Annotated in this window: 27 protein-coding genes; 16 read left to right on the forward strand and 11 right to left on the reverse strand. The window is 34.8% G+C overall.

Annotated features, from left to right (window positions below):
• The first annotated feature begins 421 nt into the window (after window positions 1–421).
• A complete protein-coding gene (locus tag CDZ92_RS05570; RefSeq protein ID WP_096154253.1) occupies window positions 422–727 on the forward strand; it encodes a hypothetical protein in 306 nt (101 codons plus the stop codon).
• Between the two features lie 271 nt (window positions 728–998).
• On the opposite strand, the gene CDZ92_RS05575 is transcribed toward CDZ92_RS05570, so the two are convergent.
• On the reverse strand, window positions 999–2,660 hold the full coding sequence (locus CDZ92_RS05575) for a DUF2339 domain-containing protein (protein ID WP_096154255.1): 1,662 nt from the start codon (window positions 2,658–2,660) through the stop codon (window positions 999–1,001).
• Window positions 2,661–2,861: 201 nt separating this feature from the next.
• Between CDZ92_RS05575 and CDZ92_RS05580 the strand changes: the two genes are divergently transcribed.
• The 5 genes from CDZ92_RS05580 (at window position 2,862) to CDZ92_RS05600 (ending at window position 6,805) form a co-directional block, all read left to right on the forward strand.
• Complete coding sequence (locus tag CDZ92_RS05580; RefSeq protein WP_096154257.1) at window positions 2,862–4,025, forward strand: iron-containing alcohol dehydrogenase; 1,164 nt, start codon at window positions 2,862–2,864, stop codon at window positions 4,023–4,025.
• 130 nt (window positions 4,026–4,155) lie between these two features.
• Complete coding sequence (locus CDZ92_RS05585; RefSeq protein WP_096154258.1) at window positions 4,156–4,518, forward strand: DUF2294 domain-containing protein; 363 nt, start codon at window positions 4,156–4,158, stop codon at window positions 4,516–4,518.
• Between the two features lie 106 nt (window positions 4,519–4,624).
• The gene (locus tag CDZ92_RS05590) at window positions 4,625–5,632 is read left to right on the forward strand and encodes a sodium-dependent bicarbonate transport family permease (protein WP_096154260.1); all 1,008 of its coding nucleotides are present in this window, start codon (window positions 4,625–4,627) and stop codon (window positions 5,630–5,632) included.
• Window positions 5,633–5,879: 247 nt separating this feature from the next.
• A complete protein-coding gene (locus CDZ92_RS05595) occupies window positions 5,880–6,398 on the forward strand; it encodes a hypothetical protein (RefSeq protein ID WP_096154262.1) in 519 nt (172 codons plus the stop codon).
• A 221-nt stretch (window positions 6,399–6,619) separates the two neighbouring features.
• Entirely contained in the window at window positions 6,620–6,805 is a 186-nt protein-coding gene (locus CDZ92_RS05600; RefSeq protein WP_096154264.1) for a hypothetical protein, read from the forward strand.
• Between the two features lie 133 nt (window positions 6,806–6,938).
• On the opposite strand, the gene CDZ92_RS05605 is transcribed toward CDZ92_RS05600, so the two are convergent.
• From CDZ92_RS05605 to CDZ92_RS05620, 4 genes are all read right to left on the reverse strand, one after another.
• Complete coding sequence (locus CDZ92_RS05605) at window positions 6,939–7,241, reverse strand: hypothetical protein (protein ID WP_096154266.1); 303 nt, start codon at window positions 7,239–7,241, stop codon at window positions 6,939–6,941.
• 209 nt (window positions 7,242–7,450) lie between these two features.
• Window positions 7,451–7,759: a hypothetical protein gene (locus tag CDZ92_RS05610; RefSeq protein ID WP_096154268.1), complete on the reverse strand. Its 309-nt coding sequence runs from the start codon at window positions 7,757–7,759 to the stop codon at window positions 7,451–7,453.
• Window positions 7,760–7,887: 128 nt separating this feature from the next.
• A complete protein-coding gene (locus CDZ92_RS05615; protein WP_096154270.1) occupies window positions 7,888–8,439 on the reverse strand; it encodes a hypothetical protein in 552 nt (183 codons plus the stop codon).
• A complete protein-coding gene (locus tag CDZ92_RS05620) occupies window positions 8,436–9,377 on the reverse strand; it encodes a hypothetical protein (RefSeq protein WP_096154272.1) in 942 nt (313 codons plus the stop codon). The genes CDZ92_RS05615 and CDZ92_RS05620 overlap by 4 nt, the downstream gene beginning before the upstream one ends.
• A 337-nt stretch (window positions 9,378–9,714) precedes the next feature.
• Between CDZ92_RS05620 and CDZ92_RS05625 the strand changes: the two genes are divergently transcribed.
• Window positions 9,715–10,707, forward strand: a complete 993-nt coding sequence (locus tag CDZ92_RS05625) for a DoxX family membrane protein (RefSeq protein ID WP_096154274.1) — start codon at window positions 9,715–9,717, stop codon at window positions 10,705–10,707.
• 409 nt (window positions 10,708–11,116) lie between these two features.
• On the opposite strand, the gene CDZ92_RS19860 is transcribed toward CDZ92_RS05625, so the two are convergent.
• Window positions 11,117–11,281, reverse strand: a complete 165-nt coding sequence (locus tag CDZ92_RS19860; protein ID WP_157842712.1) for a hypothetical protein — start codon at window positions 11,279–11,281, stop codon at window positions 11,117–11,119.
• Window positions 11,282–11,423: 142 nt separating this feature from the next.
• A complete protein-coding gene (locus CDZ92_RS05630) occupies window positions 11,424–12,848 on the reverse strand; it encodes a hypothetical protein (RefSeq protein WP_096154275.1) in 1,425 nt (474 codons plus the stop codon).
• A gap of 182 nt (window positions 12,849–13,030) precedes the next feature.
• Here CDZ92_RS05630 and CDZ92_RS05635 point away from each other — a divergent pair, with 182 nt between their 5' ends.
• The 6 genes from CDZ92_RS05635 (at window position 13,031) to CDZ92_RS05660 (ending at window position 17,283) form a co-directional block, all read left to right on the forward strand.
• Window positions 13,031–13,930 (forward strand): acetamidase/formamidase family protein, encoded by a 900-nt coding sequence (locus CDZ92_RS05635; RefSeq protein ID WP_096154277.1) that lies wholly within the window; start codon window positions 13,031–13,033, stop codon window positions 13,928–13,930.
• A 14-nt stretch (window positions 13,931–13,944) separates the two neighbouring features.
• Window positions 13,945–14,451 carry a GNAT family N-acetyltransferase gene (locus CDZ92_RS05640; RefSeq protein ID WP_096154278.1) on the forward strand — a complete coding sequence of 169 codons (507 nt, stop codon included), beginning with the start codon at window positions 13,945–13,947 and terminating at the stop codon, window positions 14,449–14,451.
• Between the two features lie 267 nt (window positions 14,452–14,718).
• Window positions 14,719–15,582, forward strand: a complete 864-nt coding sequence (locus CDZ92_RS05645; protein ID WP_096154279.1) for a pirin family protein — start codon at window positions 14,719–14,721, stop codon at window positions 15,580–15,582.
• A 123-nt stretch (window positions 15,583–15,705) separates the two neighbouring features.
• Window positions 15,706–16,158, forward strand: coding sequence for an HIT family protein (locus tag CDZ92_RS05650; RefSeq protein WP_096154280.1), 453 nt, complete (start codon window positions 15,706–15,708; stop codon window positions 16,156–16,158).
• Window positions 16,151–16,978: a protein phosphatase 2C domain-containing protein gene (locus CDZ92_RS05655; protein ID WP_096154281.1), complete on the forward strand. Its 828-nt coding sequence runs from the start codon at window positions 16,151–16,153 to the stop codon at window positions 16,976–16,978. Before CDZ92_RS05650 ends, CDZ92_RS05655 begins: the two co-directional genes overlap by 8 nt.
• Before the next feature lie 32 nt (window positions 16,979–17,010).
• A complete protein-coding gene (locus CDZ92_RS05660; protein ID WP_096154282.1) occupies window positions 17,011–17,283 on the forward strand; it encodes a hypothetical protein in 273 nt (90 codons plus the stop codon).
• A gap of 357 nt (window positions 17,284–17,640) precedes the next feature.
• Here CDZ92_RS05660 and CDZ92_RS05670 read toward each other — a convergent pair whose 3' ends face one another.
• The 3 genes from CDZ92_RS05670 to CDZ92_RS05680 all read right to left on the reverse strand — a co-directional run bounded on the left by CDZ92_RS05670 (window position 17,641) and on the right by CDZ92_RS05680 (window position 20,058).
• Window positions 17,641–18,381: an amino acid ABC transporter ATP-binding protein gene (locus CDZ92_RS05670; protein WP_096154284.1), complete on the reverse strand. Its 741-nt coding sequence runs from the start codon at window positions 18,379–18,381 to the stop codon at window positions 17,641–17,643.
• Between the two features lie 14 nt (window positions 18,382–18,395).
• Window positions 18,396–19,103, reverse strand: coding sequence for an amino acid ABC transporter permease (locus tag CDZ92_RS05675; RefSeq protein ID WP_096154285.1), 708 nt, complete (start codon window positions 19,101–19,103; stop codon window positions 18,396–18,398).
• An 82-nt stretch (window positions 19,104–19,185) separates the two neighbouring features.
• Entirely contained in the window at window positions 19,186–20,058 is an 873-nt protein-coding gene (locus CDZ92_RS05680; protein ID WP_096154286.1) for a transporter substrate-binding domain-containing protein, read from the reverse strand.
• 342 nt (window positions 20,059–20,400) lie between these two features.
• Here CDZ92_RS05680 and CDZ92_RS05685 point away from each other — a divergent pair, with 342 nt between their 5' ends.
• On the forward strand, window positions 20,401–21,408 hold the full coding sequence (locus CDZ92_RS05685) for a helix-turn-helix transcriptional regulator (protein WP_096154287.1): 1,008 nt from the start codon (window positions 20,401–20,403) through the stop codon (window positions 21,406–21,408).
• Between the two features lie 4 nt (window positions 21,409–21,412).
• Here the strand turns inward: CDZ92_RS05685 and CDZ92_RS05690 are convergent, their stop codons facing one another.
• On the reverse strand, window positions 21,413–22,387 hold the full coding sequence (locus CDZ92_RS05690; RefSeq protein ID WP_096154288.1) for a DMT family transporter: 975 nt from the start codon (window positions 22,385–22,387) through the stop codon (window positions 21,413–21,415).
• A gap of 187 nt (window positions 22,388–22,574) precedes the next feature.
• Between CDZ92_RS05690 and CDZ92_RS05695 the strand changes: the two genes are divergently transcribed.
• Window positions 22,575–24,068 (forward strand): amidase, encoded by a 1,494-nt coding sequence (locus CDZ92_RS05695; RefSeq protein WP_096154289.1) that lies wholly within the window; start codon window positions 22,575–22,577, stop codon window positions 24,066–24,068.
• Between the two features lie 184 nt (window positions 24,069–24,252).
• Complete coding sequence (locus tag CDZ92_RS05700) at window positions 24,253–25,341, forward strand: PQQ-dependent sugar dehydrogenase (protein ID WP_096154290.1); 1,089 nt, start codon at window positions 24,253–24,255, stop codon at window positions 25,339–25,341.
• Window positions 25,342–25,365 lie beyond the last annotated feature (24 nt).

Raw genomic sequence — 25,365 nt, forward strand, 5'->3', positions numbered from 1 at the left:
TTCCTTTGTATAAATGTCGACAGAATAGGACGTTTTACCTTTTTATAACACTTTAGTGAGGTAAAACATTAAAAAATTACGGATTTTGAAATATTGAAATGTCGAAACAATCTAGCTATATAACTATATTCAACTTTTTCATATTGAAAAAATTAAACATTAAGGTATTATTAGGAAATTTGAAGCCTAAAATGTGTGCCAGAAGACTATATTATTTGAAGTGATGTAAGGAAGAAGTACTGATTTAATATATAAATCTAACACTTTTATGTGGAAATAAATTTATTTATTAGAAAGGACATGCATCGACTTTAATCGAGACATGTCCCTATGTTTCAGCAAATTTTGTTCTTTTTCTAAAGTGAACAACATATTCTATTGGTAAGCCCGCTGTCATTTATTAAATAAGGAGGGTTTATGCATGAATAGGCAAAACCGAGAAAGGGAAATGTCTGATAATGAGTTAAAGTCATATTTAGTAGGTATTGGCCTGTTGTCTTTGTTCGTGTTTGTGTCTTTACTAATTGCAAAATTCCTTACTCCGATACAGTTACTTTACACTCATATTTGCATTAGCTGTTTTGGCTTGATTTACTTTTTGACAGTATATATCACTAATCAAGGTTCATTCAAACATCAAGGTATGGTGGAACAGCAAGAAAAACTGAGCCAGATTGGCAATGAAATAATTATTAGAATAAATGGAAAAGAGCTTTTGAGATTATAATCTCGAGCTCTTTTTGCTTTAGGAAATTTTAAAGACTTACGCAATCGACTATAAAACTTCCTGTTCCTCCGGTCGATAAGTTAACATCGATTTGTTCCTACGTCACAAATTGTGTTTCCTATATTTCGCTTCGGAGCCGTCGAGTTTTTACGTCGATAAGCGTAAGCGGGCGCAGCAGCGCTTTTGTTCTGAAAATGAGTCAATAGTCTGCATAAAAAGACGGATGATAGTTTGTGAAACACCCGCAGATTTACAATACAGATTTATGTGTTCAATTTTTTCTACTATTATAAAACACTTTTGATATAAGCAAACCAATAACGCCAAGTGTAATAAATAGAATAGCTCTCCAAACGATATCTACCATCGCTAAATCAAATAAGGTTACTTTTGACAGCGAAATAAATAAAAATGCTAATCCGATATAATTCCAATGTTTATGTTTAAAGTAACTATAAGAAATATAAGCAACTGCAACAAACACAATCCAAGAAATAGATACCCCGATGTTTGCCATCATATACGTACTATCCTTTGTGAAGAATGCTGATATCTTTGTAAAAAAGATGACAACTAACAACGAAAGTATATATGGAGAAGCATTTTTAATATAGTATTCTTTTAATACAGTTGACACATCTTTCAGCATATAAATAAATTTAAAGAATCCAATAAATAAAATCCATGTGACAAAAACAGTGAACGTAAACCATTCACCTGGAATATCGAGAAGAAAATCTAAAACTGGTAACAAAATAACAAAGCTCGTAACGGTTCCTAAAATACTGTTTCTCTTTTGTGCTAAATAGTAAACGACCGCAGCTTGCACGATAAAGGTCATGTAGGCAATATCTCTTGAGCCTACTAATTCGGTAATGATTAGGAACAAATAAAACATAGAAAAAACGAAAAATACGTTGTTCAATTCTTTATGTTCATTTGTTCTTAGCATACTAAGTGCAAAGTATAGTACATTCATGACAATGTAAAAACCAATCAGTAAATGGCTTAAGTTATTAAATAAGCTGTAACCCATTCCGTATAAAAATAATGCACTTGTTGCAATAGCAGGAATGTACATTCCTTTTGACGTATGATTCTTCGCTTGATACGTTAAGAAAATAATGACGGCTTGCTGTAAGCCTATGATGGTTAGGGCAAAATACGAGCTTCCACCTACACCAATAATAGTAAAAACTAAAACTGCAAACATAAAAGCATAGTTGGCAATGTTCCAAGTTACTTTGTATTGCTGTTTCACAGATTCATAAACTAAGCCGACGAATACGAATGTTTGATATACATAAAAAACGTATTCATTTCGAGTATCTCCAGCAAACAAAAATGGATATACATAAGCTCCTACACCGACAATCGCTAACAAAACCTCAGATTGATATTTGCGAGAAAGATAAACCCCGCCAGCAATACCTATTCCTAATAAAACTACCGTTACAAAATGGGGGATAATATCGTAAAGCACATTACCTGCAAAGATGGAAATAACATAAACTATAACGCTACCTGCTAACAAAACAATACTTAATGAATTCTTATTCTTCTTATACTGTAAGTTCCCTAACCAATACAAAAGTCCAGTCAAACCAAACCCGAACAGTACGCGAACGACAGGACTAATCCAACCGCGTTCTGCAGCTGCAACAAATCCCCAAATGACCCCTAATATAAGAACAAAGATAAAGATTCTGGGCAACCACTCGGATACTAGCGTATCAAAACTTTTAGTCTCTTTTTCTACAATGTGCTTACGAACAGCCACACTGTCTAATTTTTTCTTAGGAAAAGGTTCATGTGTTGTAACTTGTTGTTCAGTTCTTAAAACTTGGTAGGTTCGTAATTCATTCTTTACCTCAGCTAGTTCATTTTCTAATCTGGAGATCCGCTTACTAAGCTCTAACACTTTCTCATCCATACTCCCACCACCTTTATAGGTTCTTACTTTATTTATATACTTGTTAAAAGAAAATTAAAAGATAAATATGTAAAACATTACTAAACGAACCGTAATGATGAAGTTTAATCAACTCAAATATTAATGGTATAGAAAACTTGCACTTTCCAAACGGTAGAAATATGATATTAAGATAGAAAATATAACATCGGAGGATACAATATGAATGACTTTATTTTTCAAAATAGCACGAAAATAATATTTGGAAAAAATACAGAAAATCAAGTTGGCATAGAGACAAGTCAATTTTCTAAAAAGGTACTACTTCATTACGGTGGTGGAAGTATTAAAAAGAGTGGGCTGTACGATAAGGTAATTCAGAAGTTACAAGAGCAAAATATAGAAGTGTTTGAACTCGGAGGAGTAAAACCGAACCCACGTGTTAGTCTTGTAAGAGAAGGAGTGTCTATTTGTAAAGAGAACGATATTGCTTTCATTTTAGCTGTTGGTGGAGGAAGTGTCATTGATTCAGCGAAAGCAATAGCAGCAGGAGCAAACTACGATGGAGATGTATGGGACTTTTTCAGCGGAGAGGCAGAAGTTACCGACTGTATTCCATTAGGAGTTGTATTAACGATTCCAGCTGCTGGAAGTGAAACGAGTTCGGGTACAGTTATTACAAATGAAGAAGGTTGGCTAAAGCGCTCTGCTTTACACCCATCCATGAGACCAAAGTTTGCTATCTTAAATCCTGAACTTACTTACACACTTCCGGCTTACCAAACAGCATGTGGGATAACAGATATGATGTCTCATATATTGGAACGTTATTTTACAACAGATAAAAACGTCGACTTGACTGATCGTCTATGTGAAGCCACTTTAAAGTCAATCATTAAAAATGGCCCAATTGTATTAGAAGAACCAATCAACTATGATGCAAGAGCAGAAATTATGTGGGCTGGGACGATTGCACATAATGATATTCTTGGCACAGGTCGTACGGGTGACTGGGCAAGTCATGATATCGAGCATGAAATAAGTGGTATCTATGACATTGCACATGGGGCAGGTTTGGCTATTATTTTCCCGGCATGGATGAAATATGTGTATAAACATGACTTGAACAGATTTGTTCAATATGCGAACAGAGTGTGGGATGTGGAGGTTGATCTACATAATCTTGAACATACAGCTATAGAAGGAATTAAGAGAACGGAGCAATTTTTCCAATCTATTGGAATGCCAATTACTTTAAATGAAGCAAAAATAGGGGACGAGCATTTTCGTGAGATGGCAAAGAAAGCAACTGAACGTTGGCCATTAGGGAATTTTAAAAAGTTGCATGAAGAAGATGTTTACGAAATTTATCAATTAGCAAGATAATTTTCCGTAACGTATTGACGAAACGGAAATCAATAGATTATATTTAAATGTAGAGTTTTAGCATTTTTGTAAAAGTCGAACGTCTTAGACAAAATGAAAAAACGAAATTGACTACGTGGAGGACATACTTTTGAACAAATCGAAAGGAATGTTAGAGTCCGAAATTAGTAAAGCATTAACACAATGGGAAAAGGATTACTTAGGTCGAGGCTCTGTAATGGTAAAAGCAGACATTGTCCGCGACATGATCATCGTGACGTTAAAAGGCGTTTTAACACCAGCAGAATATAAGTTGTGTGTTACAGCGGAAGGACGATTAATGATTAAAAACACTCGGTCCAATCTAGTAGAGTCAGGTGTAGAAACATTAAGAACAATTATAAACGAAATAGTTAACATAAAAGTTACTAGCTTTCATACAGATTTAAGCACAAAAACAGGAGAACGAGTAATGGTGTTTAAACTGGAAAATGAAATCCAGTTTCATATATAGGGAGATGTTTAGCTCTATTTTATATAGAAGTTAAAGATAAACCGACAATCATTAAGCAAATTGCTTATAAGATTGTCGGTTTTTTACGTTTAAAGGAGGAGAAAAAATGTTAGACATATTTATTCAAAACATTACTTCAGCTGTTGTGTTATTTTTTCTATTGGGAATTATTGCATCAATTGTAAAATCAGACTTAACTATACCTAAACCAATATCAGAAGGTTTAAGTATTTACCTTTTAATTGCCATTGGATTAAAAGGAGGCGTGGAGCTAGCCAAATATCCACTTTCAACGATTATCGTTCCTACCATTGCAACGATTTTACTAGGTGCTTCTTTGCCAATTATCGCGATGATTTTTTTAAAAATGTTAAAAATAGATTTATATAATTCAATTGGATTAGCAGCAACTTACGGATCTGTAAGTATTGTAACGTACGGGGCAACGATATCGTTTTTTGATAAACAAGGAATATCGTATGAAGGTTACATGCATGCGATGGTAGTTATTATGGAAAGCCCAGCAATTATTACTTCTATATTATTAATGAAAATGTTAGAGAAAGCTAGTGTTGCACCTAGTGGTATGTCTTATCAAACATTAGGAATAACACCAACAGCTTCATTATTAGATAAGCATATTTGGAAAGAAACATTTTTCGGTAAAAGTGTTCTACTACTCCTAGGAAGTTTACTAATCGGCTATGTTATTCAAGATGAAGGGTTTACGATGGTAAAGCCACTTTTTAGTGATCTATATGGGAGTGTGCTAGCTTTATTTTTACTTTACATGGGATTGGTAGCTGGAGAGCGTCTAACAGAGTTGAAAAAGTATGGAGCGAAGTTAATCGTATTTGCTCTAATGGCACCAGTTGTATTTGGTACAATAGGTGTTTTAGTAGGAAATGCTATCGGGTTATCAGTTGGTGGGGCGACTATTTTTGGAGTGTTAGCTGGAAGTGCTTCGTATATTGCAGCACCTGCAGCATTAAAAACTTCCGTTCCTAAAGCAAATCCTTCTATTTATATAGGCCTTGCACTTGGGATTACATTTCCATTCAACTTGGCGATTGGAATACCGTTAATTTATAAAATTGCTCAACTTATACAATAAATGCCACAGACCACAGATTGGTGTCCATTTTGTTATAAAGCAAGTGGATGCCATTTTTTCAATCGTTTTGAAACAAAATTGTTTATTTTCATATATTCCTAGTTGATGATTGAATACATGGACGAAAATTAACAGCGGTGTTTATTAGAGTTAAAAATTAAATACATAATATTCGAATTAATGGTTATTTATGTTAAAGTTAAATAGGTAGCAAACTGCTATATATTTTAGAAAATAGGGGTGAATCATGAAGAGAATTATTGTCGTTCTTCTTTTACTTCTTATACTTAGTATAAGTTCTTGGTCGATTTTTAATTATGTAAGTCGTGACGGTGAATTTACGAAATGGAGTCATGGGACAGTGGGAAAAGACTTTTTTGAAGAAGAAAAAGTTATTTATATGGGCTATTTTCTTAGATGGGAAGGGAGAGGAAACCCAATACTTAAAAAAATCGAATTTTTGAAGCAGGATGGTAGATTAGTAGAAGAAAATGATGACGACGTTCGTGTTCAGCCCTATGTAACTACGGTAGAGAGATTTGGATCCATAGATGAAGAAAGAGTATTAGAAGAAGGTTACGACAATGAATTATTAAATGTTAATGGATTTCAAGTAGACCAAGACTTTCACTTAGTATTGCGAGTTGAATACTTTAATACTAAGACTAACAATGATATTGCGACGATAAGAATTACGTATCGTAAAAATGGAGTAACACAAACTCAATATATTCCCTTCGACGACGGAGTTGTTGCGGATGAATAATCCTACTGGTTGGTATCCATAACACAAACCATGCTTGCTTCATGAGAGGACAATTTAATAAATGATTCCAAAAAGAAGAAGTGCCATCGAAAATACCAGAATATATAAATTTAGGTCTGTTTAATGGTGATTCTAAAACCGGAAAGTATATATTGCATAACAATTCTTCAACAATTATTAATGGTGCCCAATAAACGATAGTGTCTTAGGTGGTGATAGTCATGACCGATAAGAAAGTTCACAGGGATGAACGCTTTGAGTGGCAACCCGGAGATTTCACTATAACTTTTTCACAATGTGCAGACTGTAAAAACAATGAAGAAATCAAAGTGTGTGAAGTATACGGTGAAAAGCCTGGAGTATATGCGATGAACGAATTAAAATGTCCATCGAAGGTCGTAATATAACTTCTTAGAGGTTATAATCATAATTAAGCTAGATAAATACAATATATGATGCTATCATTCGTTTTTCGAATCGTAAAAATACATTTTGCAGCTCACTTAAGTAAAAATGGAAAAACTCGTAATCAAGAATCGATTACGAGTTTTTCCGTTTTTGTATCTCTTCCGTTACGACAATTGCTAAGTCCTCATTTCCGAATAAAGATAACACTCCAAGTAACGTCTCGTCTGCAATTTCTCCAGCCTCATCTTTATCTACAGTTAGATCTACCATTTGTGCAAGTGCCGCATTAGAGTCTTGCGAAGGGTATGCTCGTTTATAAAGTTCAACAGGATCTAAATCATTGTTCACACACCATTGCGCAAAAACTAAAATCATCATATTTTCATCTTTTTGATAGTTTTCAATAACTTGTTGTTCTACTTGTTTTTTATCCAATTTTCAAACTCCCTTTTCATGTCGATACTATTATTATAATGGATTATAAAATTAAATAGTGTTTTAGGGAATAAAAAGTTTCCTGGGAAAGCGCAGGAAAAGACAATTTCGAACATTTTTGTGTAGTTGTGTGTAGACGGTTGTCGTTGAAAGTAGATTGGTAGGAGGATTTATTAACTAAAATAAAAGAAATGATAGTTAGGATAAACTTACTTTCTCTTCTCTCTTTTTATTCTTTCCATAATTAATAAACGAAGGTACTTACGTCGAACTAAAAATATAATAAATTGTAAGACAAAACCGATAATAAAACCGAAAACTAAATGTAAATTCCATTCTGTCTCTATAATCGAATTGCTAATGAAGGTGACATATACGAAACTAATGGAGGAAGGAAGGATTATATAGTTCACGATTTTTTCTTTCCAATGACTAAAATAAACAACATCCAAAATCGATAAACGAATAACCAACATTCCCATAAACAGACCTATAAAAACGACAAAGAAGTTAATCATGTTGTAGCCCCCTTAAACGATTTGTATAGTATATTTTATGTTCAAGGTAGGTTAATAGTTCAAAGAGAAAAGAGAAGAAAAAACTGCGTTTAATTAAATAAAAGCAGTAGAAGTGTGAAATTATTTTTTTAGTATTTAATTTTTGCAAAACGCCATAACAAAACGAGGAAATAAATTTCTAAAATCAGCGAGATTATGAAGGAGAAAACCATTACGCCAATAAAAGTGTAATAGTACATATTTATCGCAAACGTTCCGACAAATGTAAGAAGTAAAAAGATAACTAAGTATACTTTCATGAATATTTTTGTTTTGTTACTTATCTGTTCCGCTCCAATATTCTTTGCTAATACAATCATAAATTGAAAAACATAAAACATTAAAACGATATTAAGTAAGCCTATAAAAAACGTGTAAGAACCCCAAATAGTAGGAATGTTTCCAAGCTGGTTGATTGCATTTTGAGAAATAAAGAAAGAAGGCATGGACAGAATAACTAAAGCTAGTGAACATTTTATAGCCATTTTTCCTACTCGAGAGTCAGGAATCTTAATTAATAGTGAAGATAGTCCTGAAAAAATAAGAAAATAACCAACAGGATCAGGCAAAATATCTATAAAAATATGAATCTCCAAGAACACAAACAAAAATCCCCAGAATAACTTCTTGAATTGTATCATCGTGATGCACCTTCTTTATACTCTTTAATCATTTGATTAACGTAATCTTGATTCACATATGGGAAATTACCGACATGAGTCCTAAATGCAAATGGTTTTCCTTCTCCTGTTGTACCTTCCCATGTAAATGATAGCGAAGTATACATTGGTTTTTCTGGCAATAATTGTGTTAAAAGCCACATCATTTCATTTTCTTCTAAGGAGATAGGGAAAGAATGACTGTTTAATCGTTGCACATTTAATTCTTTCCATGCATCGATTGTGAAAAATCGGTCGGCTTTGTTATGCCTGTCATATAGTTCTTTTGTAATTTCTTGATCAATACTATATTGAAATTTAATTTGTTCACCAATTTGTTCCGAGAACGGAATCGTTACACTTTCAATGAATAATGTTTCGTTTGCTATATGAAAACTCTCCGTAAAATGATCAGAACCAGTCATTTGAAATGGAGAAAAAATTACTTCTTTTTCATTCAGAGAAGGTGAAGCGGTAATTAGTATTTCACCGATACTAGCTGTCACTTCCTCACCATTGGATAGAAAGAACGTAACATCTGTTATGGAAAATTCTTCATTTTTATTTAAGTTAAGTGTATCCGTCCAAATTGCTATATTGGCAGACATTAAGTAATGGTGATTAAATTGGTCTATGTACTCAACTTGTTCTGTGCCAAAATGCCAACCTGATGAAGACTGACTATAAATATTTGCATTTACACCATCAATGAAAACATTATGAATCTTATGGGGATCCTGTTTATTTGTAAGGTAGTAAATAGTAAACTCAATTATTTCGTTTTCTTCATATAGTTCTTTCACCATATAATGCTCTAAGAAAATTGGTTTATCGATTAGTTTGTCATTATAGTAGAAGTAGTTGCCTAAACTACTTATTACAATAATGAAAACACTTAACCATAAAAGGCGTTCTTTCAACTTGGTGTCCTCCTAAAAATGGAAAATTAATTTCTAACATTAATTTATTCTAGTAAATTGTGAAAATTCCCTGCATGGTAAAAGAATAATTGAGGAGAAATTTCGAAGCCTTTGACCATTTTGACGGTTTGGGTAACGGCGATGAGCTTCGAAAGGCGTATCTATTTTTTTTTATGTTACACCTTTCACTAATGTTGTATCTTTACTAGTTATCATTTAATAGTGAGAAAAAAGAGTAATAAATACACTGTCCTGGAGAAAGAATAGAATGGTAAAGGATAATAAATGCCAAATTGTAAAAACTAGTTTGAAATACCAAAAAAACTAGGAGGCAACGATGAAAAAATATATTATTCCATTCATAATTGCTCTTATGATTCCAACTGTTGCGGTTGCACATGTGAAATGGTTCACAGAAATGAACCCAGTAAAAGAGAGCATAGAAAATATTCTTTCTCCAATGTTCATGTTTTTAGCCATATTCATTGCTATATTCTTAGCGGTATTAACACAAGTAGCAGATCCACTAGTAAACAAGATACCCATAATGAAAAAATTAGACATAAGTCTTGGGGGATATCGAAAACTTTCTAGGCATATTTTAAAGTATGGTACAGCCCTTGCATTAATCGTACAAGTAATCTCTGGTTCGCTATTTGCTCCTGAGTTTCTGATCGAAAATGGATTTATAACGTTATTGTTATGGGTTACGATCTTATTTTTATTAATACCACATCATGTAGCAACGAAAGTGGGAGCATTTTTTTTACTAGGATTATTCCTGTATCAACTTTCTGTAGCCGGTTTATTTCATATGTTAGATTACGGATTTTATATTGCGATAATAGCTGTGTTGTTAGTTGGAAAAACAAAATTAGAAAATTGGGGATTTCCATTTTTATATTTAGGGACAGGTTTGTCTCTTTGTTGGGTGGCCGTGGAAAAATGGGTGTATCCTTCGATGAGTGTGGACATCATACAAAATCACCAAGTTCCCACTTTTGGATTTGCACCAGAAACGTTCGTAGTACTCGCAGCATTTATCGAGTTTGTCGTCGGTTATTTGCTTGTAGTAGGTATTTTAAATAGAGTTTTGGCGTTTGTTTTAACGTTAATTTTCATATCTACGACGATGTTGTTTGGCGTAACGGAGATAATTGGACACTTTATGATTCATATTATCCTAATAATCTTTATTATAGAAGGAGTTTCGTTCTATGATCCTCCAATTAGTATACATAAATCAAAGTTAGATCAAATGGTTTTTGTTTTTCTGAATTTCATCTTTGCATTAGCGACTATATTGCTGTTGTATTATCGATTTGCTTAAGAATTTAGTATAGAGGCTTGGACAAAAAGACTGTGGAGTTTATCTTCGCATGAAAAATTTGATGTAGATGAACTTCATAAGACAAATGAAGTTCATTTGGCATGAAAAATTTGTGGTAGATGAACATCATAAGGCTGATGAAGTTCAATTGGCATGAAAAATTTGATGTAGTTGAACTTCATAAGGCAAATGAAGTTCAATTGGCATGAAAAATTTGATGTAGTTGAACTACATAAGGCAAATGAAGTTCAATTGACATGAAAAAATTATTGTAGTTGAACTTCATAAGGCAAATGAAGTTCATTTGGCATGAAAATATTATTGTAGATGAACTTCATTAATAATGATAGGTCTACCTACCAAGCAGACTTCTTTATAATCGATTATTTTTGATTTAATAACCGCAATTTTATGCGCAGCAAACCATTTCAGTCTTCACCGTATTTTTCATTTGTTTCTCTACTTGTACTTGCTTCGTAAAAAGTGAACGAAACCAATCAGCTTTTCTAGCTTTTCTAATCTCAGCTTTTAATTCCTTTTGTTTAGCATCTGCAACCATCATAATATCTAACATTTTTCTATCCCCTTTATTAATCAATTATTCTTGATATATCTATAGTATATACCAAAATTTTCATAACGCAACCGTTATATCAATAAAATTTGTTATAAAGTTTCGACAAAAAAAGGGACAGAATCGATCCGTCCCTAATCCTTTAAAATATGATTAAGCCAAAAATGGTGGCAATGATTAAACCAAGGAGGACTGGCAAAAAGCTTTTTCGCACTAATTCCATCACTGGAACTTTAGCAAAGCCAGCAACGGCTACAAGGGATGACCAGGCAATAAGTGTTCCTCCACCAACCCAGATAGAACCAATTTGTCCTATAGCTGCTAAGGTGGAAACATCCACACCGACCGTTTCACCTAATGCACCAGACAATGCACCTACAAGAGGCAAGCCAGAGAAACCAGATCCGTCTAATCCTGTAATCATCCCCATTAAAAGGATAACAAACCCAGCAATAAATGCGCTTTCAGGAATGAATTGCTGACCTGCTAAAATTAGATCGAACAAGAAGGAAGGGGAGGATTCACTTCCAAGAATTCTACCTGAAAATTCTCCACTACCAATAAAGAAGAATCCAGCAATCGGGATAACTGGCCCCATCGCCTTAAAGGCAAATAAAAATCCTTTTACTAAGTTATCACTAACATTTGCTAATGAAGTTCGAGTGTTTTTAAAGAAGGAAGCTGCAATAAGGAGAATGACAGAAGCTCCTCCGATTAATGCGGCTCCAGCACCACCCTCGAGAGAAGGAATGCTTTCACTGAATTTCGCCAATACCATGTAAATAATTATGACTAAAAACGTACTCGGAACAAGAATAGCGAATAATAAGCTATACTTGCTTCTTCCACCCGTTTCAGTCGTGGTGTTGTCATCAGAGCCCATGGCATTTCCTTCACTATTTTCCCATGCTACTAAATGTTCGTTCGATGGCTTTTGTATATGTTTTCTGAGGAAAAGATAAGCTAAAGTGATTGCTACAAGTCCTGTTACAATAGATAAAATAAAACCTTTATCTGCTACGGAGGCAACATCTACACCTGCAGCGGTTGCAGTTAAAGTCGGTGCAATTTGAATTACATAGTCTGATGAAAGTGCCATCCCTTGCCCAGCCAATGATATAGCAATGGCAGACCCTATTGGAGGTAAACCTGCACGAATCGCAACTGGAATGAGCAATGCACCTACAAGTGGAACTGCTGGCGTTGGCCAAAAGAATAAAGAAATGGCATAAGTGACGAAAATGATGACCCAAAACGATATATGCCCATTTTTCATTACCCGCTGAAACGGTGTAATCATTTGTTCGTCTGAACCTAAAGATTTTAAAGAGTGTAATAAAGCAGTCATTATTGCGATGATGAGGAAAATGTTAAATAGCTCTCCTGCAGCTACTAAGCTAGCGGTAAAAATAGTTTGTAGTCCGACCGTAAAGGAACCTGTAAAAATCCATCCAACTAAAAATGTAACTAATATGGAAGGAACGACAACATTTTGTCTAAACAACATCGTCATGATTATAATGATTGTTCCAGCTAAATACATCCAATGAGCCAGAGTTAAATCCATAGAAATACTCCTTTCAAACTACTAAATTGGTAAAGTGATAACTTTCATACTGTAAGGTAATTTATGCGAAGGAGTGGGCTTTGGTGTAGAAGTGTAAATATATTTATAATAAGTATTTGAAGGTAATTCCACCTTACACATGGAAGTAGTATCATAGTCCAAATAATAAGGGGGATTTAATTATGTATAGTCTTTCACGTGAAAAAGGAATTATATATGATTTCAATAAGACTCATAAACCAGTGTTACATGTTCCTTCTGGTGCTACAGTAGAAATTGAAACATATGATTGCTTTCAAGATCAAATCCAATCCGAACAGACGGAGATTACAGGTATTAACTGGAATCAAGTAAACCCAGCAACAGGTCCTATTTATATCGATGGTGCTATGCCAGGGGATGTGTTAAAGGTGAAAATCGACAAGATTGAAATAGGCAATCAAGGAGTAATGTGTGTCGGTCCAAACCTTGGAGTGTTAGGTCATCGAATAGAAAAGATGGAGTCAAAAATCATACCCATCCGTAATGGAAAAGCTATTTTTAATGAATTAGAATTGCCTTTAAACCCTATGATTGGTGTAATTGGTGTCGCACCAGACGGGGAAGGTGTTTCTTGTGGCACACCTGACCGCCATGGTGGCAACATGGATAATAAAATGGTAGAAGAGGGAGCAACCTTGTATTTTCCTGTTTTTGTCGAAGGTGCGTTGTTTGCGACAGGAGACTTTCATGCTGCAATGGGTGATGGGGAGATAAGTGTATCTGGCATTGAAGTGCCCGGAAAAGTAACGGTAACATTAGAAATAATAAAAAACGTATATTTAGAGCATCCGTTGTTAGAAAACGAAACGGTTGTTACAACGATTGTTTCGGCAAAAACGTTAGATGAAGCAGCAAAAATAGCCACAGAACAAATGGTAGACCGAATTGTAGCAAAAACAAACTTATCCCTTAGTGAAGCTACCATGCTCATGAGTGCAGTTGGTCAAGTTGAAGTGTGCCAAATGGTTGATCCATTAATTACGGCAAGATTTGTTGTTCCAAAATGGCTATTAGAAAAATTAAATGTGAACTTTATTTAAGTTAGAGGTGTAAGATGAAAATTCGTATTTTAACAGAGGCAGATGCAAAGACATATCAAGCAGTTCGTCTGAGTGCCTTAATAACAAATCCAGAAGCATTTAGCTCTACATATGAAAGAGAAGCAGCTTTTTCTATAGAGACTGTAAAGGAAAGAATTAGTCCTTCAAGCGATAAGTTTGTATTAGGAGCCTTCGATAAAAAAGAAACATTGGTAGGTTTAGTTACTTTTTTTCGAGAAATTGGCCTTAAAATAAATCATAAAGCAAATGTTTTTGGGATGTATGTAGTACCAGAAGCTCGTGGTAAAGGTGTAGCAAAACAACTTATGCAGGAATTAATAAAGAAAGCAAAAGAGTGTCAAGGAGTGGAGCAATTACTTTTAACCGTCGTACAAGGTAATGCATCAGCCAAAAGGCTATATGAATCTCTTGGATTCGAAGTATATGGACTAGAACGAAACGCATTGAAGGTAGATGGCGAGTATTTAGATGAAGATTGGATGGTATTATTTTTAAGTTAACCGACATACTGTCGGTTTTTTTTAGTAGAAATCGATTTCATAAATACGGTTCGTTTAATGAAAAAACGAATTATATAGGGAGTTTAACTCTATAATGTTCGGTATTTAATAGTAGTAATTGATATGCATTTCTTTTATTATTCGTTTTTCATATAGTGTTAAAACTTTATGAAACTCACTCAGTAAGCTAATTATTTATTTTTTGCTATAACCCTATGTTATAATTTCACCAAAATAGAACTTCCACACATTGGAGTGAAAACGTATATGCAAAATTTACATAAAAGAACGGTAACAGAACAATGGAATGTCCGCTATGAAGAGGCTAGCTTTCCGTTTATTCAAAAAGGATGGATCCTTCCAGCAGGACAATGGGAAAAGTTTGACCCGTTTTTATTAATGGCAGAAGATTGGTTTAAACGAGGAGCTTTTTCAGATCACCCGCATAGAGGTTTCCAAACGATAACGTATGTAGTAGATGGAAGATTAGAGCACATTGACAACGCAGGGGGAAGAGGGATTTTAGAGCCAGGTGACGTGCAGTATATGAACGCTGGTAAAGGGGCGCGCCATGCAGAAGAAGGGGTAGAAGATGATATTGCTCATACGCTGCAATTATGGCTCAATTTACCAAGTGATCTAAAGAACAGTGATCCTTTCTATAAAGATGTTTACGCAGAACAAGCGCCAGTGTCAAAATTTGATGGTGGAAAAGTAAAAGTATTTGCTGGGAATATAGCTGGTATAGAAGGTCCAATGCATTCACTTGTACCAATAACGATGTGTGAAATTTCTTTAGATGAAGGTGTATCTTATAAACACTTAATCCCTGAAACACATAATGCATTTTTATATGTATTATCTGGAGAGATGGCTGTTGGAGAAAATGAAGTATCGTTACAAAAGAATGGTGTAGCAACGTTGTCTTTCGTCGAAAATGGTGATAAAAGCAAAGTTAGTGAACTTACGATAAATGCCAAAAGTAGACGTTGTAAAGTTTTAGTCTACTCAGGTGAACCATTCAGAGAGAATGTTGTTGCGTATGGTCCATTTGTTATGAACTCCATGGAAGAAATTCAACAAGCGTATCGAGACTATCAGGATGGTAAATTTGGACCTGAAGCTAAATAATTATGTAGAAAGAACACTTCCGGTTTGTGGAGGTGTTTTTTATTTGGGATTTTTAGAAAATTGTACCAATATGAAAGTGATTATATTATACTTTTTAGAAATACAATTAAAGGGGAAAATTTCATGAATGATTGTTTCATTTGTAAGAAACATGCTGGAAATATTGAAACTTCAGGAGTAACGATATACGAAGACGAATATGTGTATGTAGGTCATATTGATGGAAACGGGAAACCAAATTATTTAGGTCATGTAATGATTGACCTAAAAAGACACGCTCCGACACTTGGTGATATGACAGTAGAAGAAGCAAAAGCTTTTGGCGTAATAATGGCCAGGGTCAGTAAAGCTCTAATGGAATCAGAAAAAGCGGAGCACGTTTATTCACTTGTTTCAGGAAATTCTGTACCACACCTACATATGCACCTCGTAGCACGATATCCAAACACGCCAGAAGAATATTGGGGGCCAATGGCAGTATATAATTGGGAATGTGCTCCAATGGGCGACGAAAATGCTGTAATCGAACTTTGTACTCGTATAAAAAATCACCTTGAAGAAAACTCATATGAGTAGATCAAACAAAAACTTTTGTTGGGTAGGGAGCCAAGAAAATTTCGTTGATACTCCAGATATTCATCAACTGAATCAAGTTTTTGTTGGTCGTTATGGTGGTAACTCGAATGCAGGCCAATATAAAAACGAAGATGGTTGCTTAGTTTGGGAAAATGAAAAGGAAGATTGGGAGTTTGCCATTCTTCTAGACGCACATAATAGTTCAGAGAGTGCAGAAATTATTTTAGAGCTATTTAACAAGGAAAAAAAACCGATAAAGTATCTGTTATCGCAACCTACAACCTATCAAACTTTCAAAAAGGTTGAAGAAAAAATATTAACTATGTTTCAATCTGAAGATTTCTTGTCAACTTGCCAAAATATAACAGGAGAAACCGCTTGTTTAATAGTCGTTAGAAAAGATAAGTATGTGTGGTGGTTTTCCGTTGGGGATTGCGTTCTTTATTTATTTCATAAAGAACTTACTGCACTAGGGCAATACCAATTGAACCAAAGACACTTTTTTGAATGGATTGGACAAGTTAATACATTTGAACAGGTAGTCCCTTGTTACAGTACTGGAATAAGGGAATTAAGAAAAGGAGTAAATCATTTATTCCTTACTACTGATGGTCTAATTGAATGTCCAAATGAACCGTATTCAAATCCGATAAACATTTATAACTCTTTCATTTCTTCTTTTAATGATGAAAGCATTCTTCAATCAATGTTGGACACTATCAAGGAGAATGGTGTAAGAGATAGCACAACTATCATATCGTGGAAAATAATTGTTTATAAAGAAGCCACTAGGCCAAGTGAAACTACCGTAAGGAAATAAATAATAGCTAATAGTAATAGGAGATCTAAAAAATGAAAATGGTTAATATTGGTGCATTTATTTTATCATTCATTTGTATCTTATTAGTTTTTATCTTACCTTTTCCTAGTACAACTTTGTTTGGGATACACAGTATAAATCTGATTTTATTTATTACGATGATAAATTTAGTATTAGGAGTTTTAGGGTTTTCTGGTGTACAAGATTGGAAGGGCTTGGCAAGAAGCGTAATTACTATTATTGTTTCAATAGGTCTCTCTGTATTTTTGACTTTGATTATATTTTTTGGAAGTTTTCTAAACTAACAGTAGTATAAATCAAGTAAACTAGTAACTTAAAAGGATGAGTCTATGAATAAAAGGTGGAAAGCTACGCCAAGATTTTTAATATGGATGTCAATAATTTTTGCATTACAAGTAATTAGTCTAAGCATTATAGTTATTTACACTCCTCATGCATTTGTAAGGATTGTTAATTTAATAGCTATTATTATAGTATCTTCCGTAGTTGGAGGTTTAGTTAGAGAATTATTTGTTTTAAAACAGAAATAAATAACTATATTAAAGTTAAAGAAAGAACCTTGATTAAGAAAGAAAAAAACAAAAGTGCCTTTCATAAATAGAATGAAGGGCACCCAATCAAGATAGAAAAATAAATAACACCTATTCATCCAACAACTGTAAAAATTCTCTAGTACGGCTTTGTTTTGGCTTTTCTAACACGTCTTCCGCCGTACCTTTTTCAAAAATAACCCCGCCATCCATAAACAAAACTTTATCTGCCACACGTCGTGCAAAGTTCATTTCATGGGTAACGATGACCATCGTTTGACCTTCCTTAGCTAACTCTTCGATAACATGTAAAACTTCTCGAACAAGTTGAGGGTCAAGCGCAGAAGTTGGTTCATCAAAAAGCATGACTTCTGGCTCCATCATTAACGCACGGGCTATAGCAGTACGTTGCTGCTGACCTCCCGACAACGAATCAGGGTATTTTTCACTATGTTCAAACATACCTACTTTTCGAAGAATTTCTTCTGCCTTCCTAACTAAATCTGCTTTTTTCCCTTTTTTCGCAAATAGGGGAGCTTCTAGTATATTTTCCATCACCGTCATGTGAGGAAAAAGGTGAAATCCTTGAAAAACCATCCCCGAGTAACTACGAAGTTCCCTAATATCTTTTTTATTGGAAGGCTTGCCATCAAAACGTAACGTTTTACTTCCTATTGTAATAGAACCAGCATTAGGTTGTTCCAGCAAATTAAGGCAGCGTAATAACGTCGTTTTTCCAGAACCAGAAGGGCCAATCAAACAGACAACTTCGCCTTTTTCTACAGAAAAGTCAATGGACTCTAAAACAGTAGTTTCATCAAATTTCTTTTTCAATTGTGATACTTGAATCATTTTCCTCTCTCCCTTCACCTGCGACTTAAATATCGGTTATAGCGTTTTTCTAATCTTTCTTGGAAGAATCCTATTATGATACATACAATCCAATAGATCATAGCAGCTGTAATATACATTGTCATACTATCGAACGTTCTACCTGCAATAAGTCGAGAACTATATAAAAGCTCTTGAACGGTAATAACCGAAGCTAAAGATGTTCCCTTTACAATGTCCATAAAAATACTAAAAGTAGGAGGTAGGGCAATTCTTGTTGCTTGTGGAATAATGATTTTCCTTAATGTTTGAAAATAGCCCATTTGTAACGATGCAGCAGCTTCCCATTGTCCACGGGGTACTGACATGATAGCAGAACGAACTATTTCTGCATTGTAAGCAGCAAAATTCAAACTAATCCCAACGATACCCGCAACGATCGCACTATTAAATTGAACGCCGATTACTGGCAAACCGTAATATAAAATAAAAATAAAGACAAGAAGCGGTGTACCGCGCATAAACGAAATATAAATACGAGCAGGCCATCTTACAAACCAATATTTTGACATTCTAGCAATTCCAATTACTACACCGAGAACCAAAGCGAAGAACATACTTGCAATCGCGATGATCATCGTTATTTTCAAGCCTTCCATAAGCAGTGGAAGTGAATGGATAGCAAGCTCCGGATCATATAAATATTCCCATTTAATTTCATTATAGTTGAACCAATCTTGCATTTTTCTTACCCCCTATACAAAAAGAAATACAAGGGTTTTATTCCTTGTATTTCTTACTTAATCATTGCAAGCTTACAGCTTATTAATTTCCGTCTAAACCGATGATTTCTGAATCACCGATAGGTTGAGATACGTCTTCACCTAAAAATTCTTCAGAAAGTCTAGCAACTGTACCGTCTTCTAAAAGTTCTTGCATCGCCTGATCTAAACGTTCTTTTAAAGCTGTTTTGCCTTTTAACATGATGATTGCACTTTCTGTTGCATGGAACTTAACATTTTCAGCTAGAGCTAAACGATCATCATTATAATCTTTTAATGTACGAAGTAAAACTAAGCGATCATTTAAGTATGCATCCCGATTTCCATTAGCTACATCTTGTAAGATTGCCTGAGCACCACCATCATAAGCAACTGCATCTGCACCGATATTGTTTGCAAATTGTGCGTAGTTACTTGTCATAGAACCTAAGCCGATTTTTACGTCTTTAAGGGCTAGTGCATCTTCGAACTTGTTAGCATCTTCTGCACGTACAATGGCTGACCCATAAGAAAATTTATGAGGTGTTACAAAATCAAATGTTTCTTTACGTTCTTCCGTAATAGCAAAATCGTTAGCTGCGATATTAATTTGACCGTTACGCAAAGATGGTAAGATACCGTCAAATTCCATACGTTTAAATTCTACTTCTACACCAAGTTTTTCACCAAGAGCGCGAACTAACTCTACATCAAATCCAGTAAGCTCATTACTTTCATCTACATACGTAATAGGAGAATACGTTCCTGAAGTTCCAACTATTATTTTTCCAGACTCTTCAACGTCCGTCCAAGAAGTATCTTGTGCTTTGGCATCTTCATTTGTATTTGTATCAGTTTGGTTGTTGTTAGCTGTACCACAAGCTGCTAAAGTTAGCATTACGATGATGAAAAGGAATAAAAAGTTTACTTTTTTCATATGTACACATCCTTTTAAGTTTTAAATTCATAGTTAATCTATCGGAATAATAAATAGAATGTATCATTTACTATAAAAAGTGTCAATGAATTAGCTTAAAGTAGAATAATTAAAAGTTTTCAATTATTTTGCTTGTATTATTTTCCCTTAATAAAATGATTCCTATTCTAAATCTTTTTTACTTTAAAACACTCAGCTTATATATTAAACATTCACTATTTATACCCTAATACAACCTACCTTGCACTTGAAGCTGGTTTTTCTGTTTATATATATGATTGTAATAATATGGTATAATTATGATAGTAAAAACTGTATTTGTACGAAAGGAGTAGATAGAAATTGGCTGATATCCAAAATATGCGTATTTTGTTAGAATTACAAAAGATTTTCACGGAACAATCGGATGAAGAACATAAATTATCTACGAGCGAGCTTATCCAAAAGCTACAACTAAAGCTATCCTTAACAGATACAATCGATAAAAGAAGGATTAAAAGGTACATTGATGTTTTAAATGATAGTGGTTTTGATGTAATTGAAGATGTTGCGAAGTTTGGGAAAAAAGTGTATAGCCAGCAAGTGAGAGTGTTTGAAACATATGAGCTACGTATGCTTGTAGATGCGGTTATTTCCGCTAAATTCATTTCTGATTCGCAAAAAAAGACAATTATTAATAAATTGAAAAAACTCACAAGCGAACATATTGCAAAAAGTTTGCCGAGTTCACTAAAGTATGTTAAATCAATAAATCACATCGATAAGATGACGAAAGTATACATAGACTCCATTCGTCAAGCTATAGAAAAAAGACATGCCATTAAATTTAAATACGGGAAATATAACCTTGATCGTGAGTTTGTTTTACAAAGGGAAGGTAAAGAGTATATTTATTACCCATACGATCTAATTTGGGAACAAGGACAATATTATGTTGTTGGTCAAAAAGATAACAAAGGCGGACTATCTAATTACCGAGTAGATAGAATGAGGAATGTAGAAGTGATTGACGAACGTTTCAAGCGGTTGGATTATGATATTGAAACGTACATGCAAACGAATTTTAATATGTTCTCTGGATCTGGAGAATGGGTAGAAATAGAGTTTCGAAAGGCATTTTTAATTAATCCAATTATCGATAAGTTTGGAATGGATGCAGAAATTAAAAAAGTGGATGAATCAACTTTTATTTTAAAGACTAAAGCGATCGTCGGCCCTGGATTTTTCAATTGGATTTGCAGCTGGGGAAGTGATGTAAAAGTGATAGCCCCTGAATCAGCCGTTTCCTATATGAAAGAGGAAGCGAAGAAAATAATGAAATTATATGAAAGAGCAGTAGATGACCTTTGACAGGTTATGTACTGCTCTTTTTTAATAATATTGGTTTCTTTTGTTTGGTTTTGGAGAAAGCGCTATGTAAAATCATTCCTAGCATGATAAATAATATCCCGACAATTGCAATTCCATTTGGTAAAGGGGCTGATAATAGAAGTACTTCACCTATAATAACAAATAAAACTTGAGTGGACTGTGTTGCTTCTACTGCGGCAAGCTTTGTTTGGTTTTGGTGAACTCGGTCTGTAGCGATGAAGAATAATGTTGTTGCGATGACTCCAGAGCTAATACCAACGATGCTAGATTTTATTACTTGATTTATAGAAGGTAGACCGACTTGAAAATAGCCTATTGTTGCAAGAATAATCCATAAAGGCATACTTGCTAATGTCATTCCTAATACACGTTGAAATGTATCTAGCTTATTGTCGCATACTTCCATCATTTTGCGGTTTCCTAACGGGTATGCAAATGCAGCTATTAATACTGGAAAAACAACTAATAGTGTAGATGTAATCGTTAAGCCTTCTGCTGTATTGGATTGTATAAGGATAACGCCAAGTAAAATAAAGATGGATATGTATAGCGCTGTTATTGGAATACGTTGACGTACTTTGGCTGATCCGTTCATCCTTTGAATATTATAGAAGAATAATGGACTCATTAAAACACCTGCAATGATTGTTAGTTGCCAAGTACCAGCAACAATCCATCCAGGGCCATAAGCTGCAGCGAAAGTGATAGGGGCATAAAATAGTCCAAATCCTACAAAGCTCCATAACAACCATTGATATGGTTTTTTCTTGAACTCTTCAATCAATTGTTTGAAATTGTTACGAAAAGCAACGATTGCTACTAAAAATGGTACCATTGCAAAGTATCGTAATGACGCACTCCACAACCAACTCCCCCCAGAAAGCTCCATCGATCGATTCAAAATAAAAGTAACTGCAAAAAACAAAGAAGCCAAGATCCCAATCAAAATTTCTCTCATCTTATTAACCTACCTTTTATGAACCTCTTCAGATGCCTTTTTAAGTGCCAGGCACCACCCGGAATTTGTCGAAATAGTATCGAGAGGTGCCAGGCACCACCCGAATTTTGTCGAATGTGTTTTGTTGAGTAAGAATTAAAGGTTAAAAGGGTTTTATAAAGAATATTATGTAGTAGGGGGGATAATAATGAAAGGCTTTAATTATTTTAAGTATGATGGTTTAGGTCTAGCTGAGCTTGTGAAGACAAAAGAAGTGAAGCCTACAGAAGTTTTAGATGCATGTTTTAATAGAATTGAAGAAATTAACCCTAAAGTAAACGCTGTTGTTTATAAAATGTATGATAAGGCTAAAGTGGAAGCAGCTAAAGTGAACCACGGGACATTTGCTGGAATTCCACTTTTATTAAAAGATATAGCACAAGAAATAAAAGGAGAGCCAACAACTTCAGGTTCATTTGTATTTTCTAAATATGTTTCCAAAGTAGATTCAGAGTATGCTATTAGAATGAAGCGCGCAGGGTTTAACTTTATAGGAAAAACGAATGTGCCCGAACTTGGATTAGTTGCTTATACAGAGCCTACTTATTATGGTGCGAGTCATAATCCTTGGAATTTAGGTCACACACCAGGAGGATCAAGTGGTGGAGCGGCAGCTGCGGTTGCATCAGGAATGTTGCCAATAGCAGGGGCAAGTGATGGAGGTGGTTCCATACGAATACCTGCATCCTTTTGTAGTTTGTTTGGTTTAAAACCAACAAGGGGACGAACGCCAGTTGGGCCAAGTCTTGGACGTTTTTGGCAAGGAGCTACTTTAGAGCACGTATTGACTCGCACAGTTCGTGATAGCGCAGCTGTTTTAGATGAAATAGCTGGAGCGGAAAAAGGAGCAGCATTTAATGTTCCAGCGTATGAAGGCTCCTATTTAGAAGCAATGTCTTTGCCGATAGCTAAGCCGCTAAAAATTGCTTTTACAACAAACTCTCCAATCGGGACTACGGTGGACGAATCATGTAAAGAGGCTGTATTGAAAACCGTGCAATTTTTAGAATCGTTAGGACACGTTGTAGAGGAAAAAGAAGCGCCTGTTGATGGTAAAAAAATTGCCAATAGTTACTTGACTTTATATTTTGGGGAAGTAAGTGCAACGCTGTCTACATTAGAAGAGTTGTTAGGACGTAAGGTGAAGTTCCAAGATGTTGAACCTGCAACATGGTTATTAGGATTGTTAGGGAAAACAACGACAGCAGAAGAGTTTGTATTAAGTTTACGAGCGTGGGACAAAGCAGCATATGCAATGGAAACGTTCCACGAAACATATGACTTTTATGTAACACCAACAACTGCATTTCCTGCTTCTAAAATAGGGGAGCATGACTTAAAAACTGTTGAAAAGATAGCGTTAAATGTCACAGGTAGGATGGGTACAGCTAAAATACTAAAGAAAATGGGAATAGTGGACCAACTTGCTGAAGATAGCTTAAAACGAGTACCATTTACACAGCTAGCTAACTTAACCGGACAACCGGCAATGTCAGTTCCTGTACACATATCAAAAGAAGGATTGCCAGTTGGTGTACAATTCATGGCGGCAAGAGGCAAAGAGCATTTACTAATCCAAATGGCTGCCCAAATCGAACAATCCGTACTATGGGTTGGCATGAAAGGTAATCCAATGATGTAATTGTAATTATTACAAGAATATTAATGATGCCTAGCACATTTAATATTCTTGTGATTTTTTTGTTGCTTTTGTAACAATTAGTAGTTATTTTGGTCATAATGTTTAGGTGAAGAGTAAATTATTTTCATAGTGAGAGCTGATTTTGTATGATAGATGGTAAAGACAAGTTTTTTAGGAGGTAGAGATGCTTAAGAGAATTACCGTTTTATTTATAGTAATGATTATTGTTGGTTGTAGTTCAGCCCAACAGGAACAGGATAATGTAGATTCAGAAAAAACAGTAAATAGTAATATTCAAGTTTTGAACGAAGAAATCCTGGGAGAGAACCTTGAAATACCTTGGTCTATTACTAAAGCAAGTGACACTTTCTATATAACAGAACGTGGAGGTTCTATCGTAAGAGTTTCGAATGGACAAGTAGATCGAGAATCCGTGAACTTATCAGAGCCAGTACTTTCAATTGGGGAAGGTGGTTTACTAGGATTAGAGCTTCACCACGACTTTGAAAATAACAAATTAGCTTTTATCTATCATACATATGGCACGGAAAAAGATGTGAAAAATAGAGTCGTGTTAGTAGAAAAGACAGAAAACGGATGGCAAGAAAGAAATGTTTTGTTAGATAATATTAAAGGAGCAAGAATTCATAACGGTGGTCGAATGAAGATTGGTGCTGACAATAAATTATATGTAACGACGGGTGATGCTAGCGATACTTCGTTATCTCAAGAACGAGATGATCTGGCTGGCTGTATCCTTCGTATGAATTTAGATGGTTCTGTTCCTAATGATAACCCTTTTCCTTCATCGTATGTTTATTCTTATGGACATCGTAACCCTCAAGGACTTGCGTGGGATGTTTCAAACAATATCATGTATGCTTCCGAACATGGACCTTCTGGCCGTGATGAAATTAATATCATTGAAGCCGGAAAAAATTATGGTTGGCCAATTATAACAGGTGATGAAGAACAAGAAAGTATGGTGTCGCCACTCTTTCATTCTGGAAGCGACACATGGGCTCCTTCGGGAATGGCTTATAGAGACGGTGTGTTATATGTTGCAGGCCTAAGAGGAAATAATGTTTATGCATTTGATCTAGAAAAGAAAACAGTCCATGAACTTTGGAATGGTGTAGGCCGCATTAGAGATATACGCTTATCCGAAAAAGGATTGTACATTATTACAAATAACACAGATGGACGTGGCGTGTTATCACCAGGTGACGATAAACTAATCCACCTAGAGTTAGTCAAATCAACCGAAAGCTAACAGAAAGACAATTCAAAACACCTT

The sequence above is a fragment of the Bacillus sp. FJAT-45066 genome (assembly GCF_002335755.1).
Lineage (GTDB): Bacteria > Bacillota > Bacilli > Bacillales > Bacillaceae_I > Bacillus_CD > Bacillus_CD alkalisoli.

What these genes read in the sequence shown, in the direction of transcription:
- CDZ92_RS05680 (WP_096154286.1), bottom strand. Translation starts at nt 20,058, where the DNA reads ATGAAAAAAGTAAACTTTTTATTCCTTTTCATCATCGTAATGCTAACT.
- CDZ92_RS05690 (WP_096154288.1), bottom strand. Translation starts at nt 22,387, where the DNA reads ATGAGAGAAATTTTGATTGGGATCTTGGCTTCTTTGTTTTTTGCAGTT.
- CDZ92_RS05675 (WP_096154285.1), bottom strand. Translation starts at nt 19,103, where the DNA reads ATGCAAGATTGGTTCAACTATAATGAAATTAAATGGGAATATTTATAT.
- CDZ92_RS05650 (WP_096154280.1), top strand. Translation starts at nt 15,706, where the DNA reads ATGAATGATTGTTTCATTTGTAAGAAACATGCTGGAAATATTGAAACT.
- CDZ92_RS05615 (WP_096154270.1), bottom strand. Translation starts at nt 8,439, where the DNA reads ATGATACAATTCAAGAAGTTATTCTGGGGATTTTTGTTTGTGTTCTTG.
- CDZ92_RS05580 (WP_096154257.1), top strand. Translation starts at nt 2,862, where the DNA reads ATGAATGACTTTATTTTTCAAAATAGCACGAAAATAATATTTGGAAAA.
- CDZ92_RS05630 (WP_096154275.1), bottom strand. Translation starts at nt 12,848, where the DNA reads ATGGATTTAACTCTGGCTCATTGGATGTATTTAGCTGGAACAATCATT.
- CDZ92_RS05575 (WP_096154255.1), bottom strand. Translation starts at nt 2,660, where the DNA reads ATGGATGAGAAAGTGTTAGAGCTTAGTAAGCGGATCTCCAGATTAGAA.
- CDZ92_RS05660 (WP_096154282.1), top strand. Translation starts at nt 17,011, where the DNA reads ATGAAAATGGTTAATATTGGTGCATTTATTTTATCATTCATTTGTATC.
- CDZ92_RS05600 (WP_096154264.1), top strand. Translation starts at nt 6,620, where the DNA reads ATGACCGATAAGAAAGTTCACAGGGATGAACGCTTTGAGTGGCAACCC.
- CDZ92_RS19860 (WP_157842712.1), bottom strand. Translation starts at nt 11,281, where the DNA reads ATGTTAGATATTATGATGGTTGCAGATGCTAAACAAAAGGAATTAAAA.
- CDZ92_RS05700 (WP_096154290.1), top strand. Translation starts at nt 24,253, where the DNA reads ATGCTTAAGAGAATTACCGTTTTATTTATAGTAATGATTATTGTTGGT.
- CDZ92_RS05655 (WP_096154281.1), top strand. Translation starts at nt 16,151, where the DNA reads ATGAGTAGATCAAACAAAAACTTTTGTTGGGTAGGGAGCCAAGAAAAT.
- CDZ92_RS05610 (WP_096154268.1), bottom strand. Translation starts at nt 7,759, where the DNA reads ATGATTAACTTCTTTGTCGTTTTTATAGGTCTGTTTATGGGAATGTTG.
- CDZ92_RS05645 (WP_096154279.1), top strand. Translation starts at nt 14,719, where the DNA reads ATGCAAAATTTACATAAAAGAACGGTAACAGAACAATGGAATGTCCGC.
- CDZ92_RS05635 (WP_096154277.1), top strand. Translation starts at nt 13,031, where the DNA reads ATGTATAGTCTTTCACGTGAAAAAGGAATTATATATGATTTCAATAAG.
- CDZ92_RS05590 (WP_096154260.1), top strand. Translation starts at nt 4,625, where the DNA reads ATGTTAGACATATTTATTCAAAACATTACTTCAGCTGTTGTGTTATTT.
- CDZ92_RS05570 (WP_096154253.1), top strand. Translation starts at nt 422, where the DNA reads ATGAATAGGCAAAACCGAGAAAGGGAAATGTCTGATAATGAGTTAAAG.
- CDZ92_RS05640 (WP_096154278.1), top strand. Translation starts at nt 13,945, where the DNA reads ATGAAAATTCGTATTTTAACAGAGGCAGATGCAAAGACATATCAAGCA.
- CDZ92_RS05625 (WP_096154274.1), top strand. Translation starts at nt 9,715, where the DNA reads ATGAAAAAATATATTATTCCATTCATAATTGCTCTTATGATTCCAACT.
- CDZ92_RS05595 (WP_096154262.1), top strand. Translation starts at nt 5,880, where the DNA reads ATGAAGAGAATTATTGTCGTTCTTCTTTTACTTCTTATACTTAGTATA.
- CDZ92_RS05695 (WP_096154289.1), top strand. Translation starts at nt 22,575, where the DNA reads ATGAAAGGCTTTAATTATTTTAAGTATGATGGTTTAGGTCTAGCTGAG.
- CDZ92_RS05670 (WP_096154284.1), bottom strand. Translation starts at nt 18,381, where the DNA reads ATGATTCAAGTATCACAATTGAAAAAGAAATTTGATGAAACTACTGTT.